Annotated in this window: 6 protein-coding genes; 4 read left to right on the top strand and 2 right to left on the bottom strand. The window is 38.9% G+C overall.

Annotated elements, in window-relative coordinates; translation table 11 throughout:
- From ACR2F7_RS08300 to ACR2F7_RS08285, 4 genes are all read left to right on the top strand, one after another.
- Positions 1-198: carbonic anhydrase (locus tag ACR2F7_RS08300; RefSeq protein ID WP_432713114.1), on the top strand; the 198-nt coding region annotated here is incomplete at its 5' end.
- A 117-nt stretch (positions 199-315) separates the two neighbouring features.
- Positions 316-687 (top strand): response regulator transcription factor, encoded by a 372-nt coding sequence (locus ACR2F7_RS08295; RefSeq protein ID WP_432713113.1) that lies wholly within the window; start codon positions 316-318, stop codon positions 685-687.
- A 39-nt stretch (positions 688-726) separates the two neighbouring features.
- Positions 727-1224, top strand: a complete 498-nt coding sequence (locus ACR2F7_RS08290) for a phosphoheptose isomerase (RefSeq protein ID WP_432713112.1) — start codon at positions 727-729, stop codon at positions 1222-1224.
- Between the two features lie 188 nt (positions 1225-1412).
- Positions 1413-2147, top strand: coding sequence for an acyl-CoA desaturase (locus tag ACR2F7_RS08285; RefSeq protein ID WP_432713111.1), 735 nt, complete (start codon positions 1413-1415; stop codon positions 2145-2147).
- A 13-nt stretch (positions 2148-2160) separates the two neighbouring features.
- Here ACR2F7_RS08285 and ACR2F7_RS08280 read toward each other — a convergent pair whose 3' ends face one another.
- Positions 2161-3498, bottom strand: coding sequence for a DEAD/DEAH box helicase (locus ACR2F7_RS08280; RefSeq protein WP_432710070.1), 1338 nt, complete (start codon positions 3496-3498; stop codon positions 2161-2163).
- Between the two features lie 77 nt (positions 3499-3575).
- The coding region (locus tag ACR2F7_RS08275; protein WP_432713110.1) for an APC family permease at positions 3576-4839 on the bottom strand (1264 nt) is incomplete at its 5' end.

The following is a 4839-nucleotide window of genomic DNA, read 5'->3' as shown; positions in this document are numbered from 1 at the left end:
AGCAGTTTTGTGGGGGATAAAACCTCAGCTAATCCACAGTATCTACACCATGTATGTGCAGAAAATGTTAAACACAGTGTTCAAAAGATTAGAGCTAACAGTCCTATTCTAAAAGAGATGGAAGAACAAGGCGCACTTCAAATAGTTGGTGCTGTGTATGATATGGAAACGGGTAAGGTAGATTTCAACCATTTATAACAATTGTAATTTCAAATTGGCGGAATTTTTTTTGCATTTATTGTAACAAGTAAGTAGATTCAGCATTTATGGCAATATTGTTGCTTTATATGCATTTCAATCAATAAGATAAATACTATGGTAAAAAGAATACATGTTCTTGAAGACGATACGGATATTAGATATATAATAGAATTTCTTCTTAAAGACGAAGGCTACGAATTGCAGCTTTCATCCTCATTTGCTGAACTAAAAGAAAAGTTAAAAGATTCTCTTCCAGATCTTTTTATTCTTGATGTCATGCTTCCTGATGGTGATGGTTCAGAAATTTGTAGTGATTTAAAAGGTGATCTGTTTACTAAACACATCCCGATCATTGTAATGTCTGCAAACGACCAGAATAAAAACAAAAGTATGGAAGCCGGTGCTGATGATTACATCCAAAAGCCTTTCGATATAGATTATATCGTAACGAGAATCGATAAATTAATAGGTAAAACAGTAAAATAAATATTTTACTATATTTGATCGTTTAACAGATAAAATACGATGTCAGATCAAAAGAAAGAAATATTTAACAGTATTACCCAGCGCCTGAAAATTGAAGGCTTTAATGTTGTCAACGTTGATGATACTCGTCCCTGGGGCGGCTTTTTCGTTATTGATGAACAACAAGCTCAACAGTTTGCGAATGTCTATTTCAATGGCTTAAACGTTGATGATTTAAAAATCAGCGGTAAATTAAGTCCTAAGATTTTAGTGGTAGCACCAAAAAAACGTTTATCATGGCAGTACCATCACCGTCGTGCCGAAATATGGCAAGTGGTGAGTGGAACAGTAGGGGTAGTAACCAGTGCTACTGATGAAGAAGGTGAATTGCAAAAACTGGCACCTGGTACAGGGATCAAGTTAGAAAAAGGCGAAAGACACCGTTTAATTGGTTTAGAAGACTGGGGTATTGTTTCTGAAATCTGGCAACATACTGATCCGGAAAATCCTTCTGACGAATCTGATATCGTTAGGGTACAAGACGATTTCGGTAGATAAATATAACCATTTTTAGCAGCCTTATTCCTTTCAGGAGGAATAAGGTTTTTTTATGCCCTGAGTTGGCTAAAGGTAAATCTTTGTGTCAACCTTGTCATATTCGACTTTAAAAGAACATTTCTTTTAGTACTTTTGTTAACGCTATATTAAATACCAATCAAATAGCGTTAGCAATACATTTACTTTTTATGATTATTTTAGCCTTCTTCTTACTACACTGGTTTTTATCACTGTTCTCCCAAACTTTTTTCCTCCACCGCTACGCATCACATAAGATGTTTAAAATGAACCCCTTCTGGGAAAAGTTCTTTTACACCTTAACATTTTTAGCCCAGGGATCATCATTTCTAAACCCACGCGCCTATGCCATTATGCACAGGATGCATCACGCCTATAGCGACACGATTAAAGATCCACATTCTCCACACTTTATTAAAGATGTATGGGGATTGATGATCCAGACCAAAAATATTTACCTCGATCATGTGAAGTTTAAAACTGAACCTGAGGAACAGTTTCGTGGACATTACCCTACATGGGCTTTTATCGACAAGATTGGTGATGCTTGGCCTACCAGGATTGCTTTTATCCTTTTCTATATTGGTTTCTATGTTGCTTTTGCTACACAATGGTGGATGTTCCTTTTATTGCCTATCCATTTTTTAATGGGCCCCATTCATGGTGCTATCGTCAACTGGTGTGGACATAAATATGGCTACTCTAACTATGACAATAAAGACCATAGTAAAAACTCTTTGCCATTAGACTTCTTAATGTTAGGGGAGTTGTTCCAAAATAACCACCACATGAGACCTAACAGCCCTAATTTTGCAGCTAAATGGTTTGAATTTGATCCAACTTACCCTATACTAAAAATGATGCACTGGTTGCGCATCATTAAGATTAGAAAGACAATAAAATAGAAAGAGTTATAAATTAACTCTTTCCGCTCCAACGGCGACTTCCGCTTTTTGGAGTTCTCTTAGCACCACTTAAGTTTGGATCACGATCCTGACTACGTGGTGCTTTGCTATTTTTAGCTGCTGAAGCATTTGCATTACCACCTCGGCGGTGATTTGATGCAGATGGCTTACCACCTTTAGGCTTATCTTCTTGCTTAGCCATTAAGCCTTGCCAGCTCATTGCATAAGGATTGTCTTCTGCAACTGGAATGCTTAATCCAATCAGCTTTTCAATATCTCTTAAATATTCCTTTTCTTCAGCATCACAGAAAGAAAATGCGGTACCACTCAGGCCTGCACGACCTGTACGGCCAATTCTGTGTACGTAAGTTTCCGGAACATTCGGAAGTTCATAATTAATTACATGCGTCAGTTCATCAACATCAATACCACGGGCAGCAATATCTGTAGCTACTAAAATACGGGTAGTTCTGTCTTTGAAATTCGATAATGCTCTTTGTCTGGCGTTTTGAGATTTGTTACCATGGATGGCTTCTGCTCTCACACCAATTTTAATCAAGTCTTTTACCACCCTGTCAGCACCATGTTTAGTACGTGTAAATACCAAGGCTGTTTGAATTTCTTTATCCTGAAGGATATGGTTTAACAAGGTTCTCTTGTCATTTTTAGCCACAAAATAAATTGATTGAACAATTTTTTCTGCTGTTGATGATACTGGAGTAACCTCAACTTTAGTAGGCTCATGCAAAATAGTGTTTGCTAACTTTTGAATTTCTGTAGGCATGGTTGCCGAGAAAAACAAAGTTTGGCGTTTTGCAGGAAGTTTAGTGATTACTTTTTTAACGTCATGGATAAAACCCATGTCAAGCATTCTGTCGGCCTCATCTAAAACGAAAATCTCAAGGTCGCGTAAGCTGATGAAACCTTGTCCCATTAAGTCTAACAACCTACCTGGAGTAGCTACTAAAATGTCGATACCTTTATGAAGGGCATCAGTTTGTGCTTTCTGACCTACACCACCAAAAATTACCTGGTATTTTAGGGGAAGGTTTCTGCCGTAAGCTTTAAAGCTTTCTTCAATTTGAATAGCAAGCTCACGGGTTGGTGTAAGCACCAATGCTTTAATAGGTCTTGGGCCTTTTGTATTTGCATGTGGCTTGTGCAACAATTGCAACATAGGAATGGCGAAAGCAGCAGTTTTACCTGTACCTGTTTGCGCGCAACCTAAAAGGTCTTTACCTTGTAATATAGTTGGGATGGATTGTTCTTGTATAGGTGTTGGTTGCGTATAACCTTCTGTTTGTAGTGCCGAAAGTATTGGCTCAATCAGATTTAATTCGTTGAATAACAATATGTAAGTATTTAATGTTTAATAGAATGAAATGAACATATTTCATTTCTTCGCAAAGATACGTATAATTTTTTTCCTTATTCTGAATTTTTACGGCTGAGTATTTTGCTCAGGAAATAAATGATAATAAAGCCTAAAAACAGGTAAATTCCGTTCAGCGCAGCAGAAGGATCGTCGGTATAAACACTGAAGCCTACAAACAAATAAACGGCGATAAAAAACACAGGCACCAGTGGATACATCTTCATGGTATAGATGCTTGATGGGTCTACGTCTTTGCTTCGTTTACGCAAAAAGAACAGGGTAGCAGCAGAACCTGCAGTGCCTATACATTCCAAAATAATGGTGTAATTCATGATCGTGTCGAACGTTTTAGCGAAAAACAAGGTCAGCAGCGTTAGGGCTGTAAAAGTGGTCAGGCTAAAGACCATTACATTGGTTTTTTCATTGCGTTGGGCAAATACCGAGGGCAGTGCTTTTTCTTCGCCCATGGCAAACATGGCCCTGGGGTTGCTTAACAGGTTGACATTGACATAGCCCATTACCGATATAAAGATTATAACCGATAACATGGTGAAGCCGGCGGGGCCAAATATAGTGGAGGCCAATATGGCGGCAATGCTTTCTGCAGTCTTCAGTTGCTCAAAGCCAATTACTTTTACATAAGCATAGTTGATGAGCAGGTATAGAGCAATGATGGTGAGCAGACCTAATAGGATAGCCCTGGGCATTACTTTTTTTGCATCTTTTACTTCGCCACCAAAATTAATGGTTTGTGTATATCCAGAAAAAGTAAAGGTAACGGCTACCAAACATAAACCGATGGCCTTGCCATAGTCTGACCATTGTGGGGCAGCACCTGTAAAAGTTGTAAAGGAAGAGATGACCGGCTGCGCATAACTGCCGGAAAACATAGAACAGATTAAAGTGAGCACCATGGCAATCTTAACCACCGTGAGTACATTTTGTGTTTTAGAACTCGCTTTTAAGCCTAATAGATTTATACCATAGAAAATGATGATGGTGGAGGCTGCAATAACCAACCTGTAAAAGTCGGTCTGCATATTTTTTGGGAAGATGACCGAACTGAGGTATTCTGAGCCAATGAGGGTAACCCCTGCAAGGGATGCTGTATTGGTGAGCACCAGGATGCAATTGATGGAAAAAGCGATGGACGGATGGTAGCAAAAAGATAAGATTTTGTAATAGCCGCCGGTAACAGGAAAACGTGAGCCTATTTCTGCAAAGGTAAGGGCGCCACAGAAGGCAACCAATCCGCCGATAACCCAGGCCAGGTAAAACAGTTCCGGAATTTGTGCTTTTGCGGCAACGTTTACCGGT

The organism is Pedobacter sp., assembly GCF_045628745.1.
Classification (GTDB): domain Bacteria; phylum Bacteroidota; class Bacteroidia; order Sphingobacteriales; family Sphingobacteriaceae; genus Pedobacter.
Note: the sequence above shows the minus strand (reverse complement) of the source record. Positions and strands in the feature narration are given on the sequence as shown.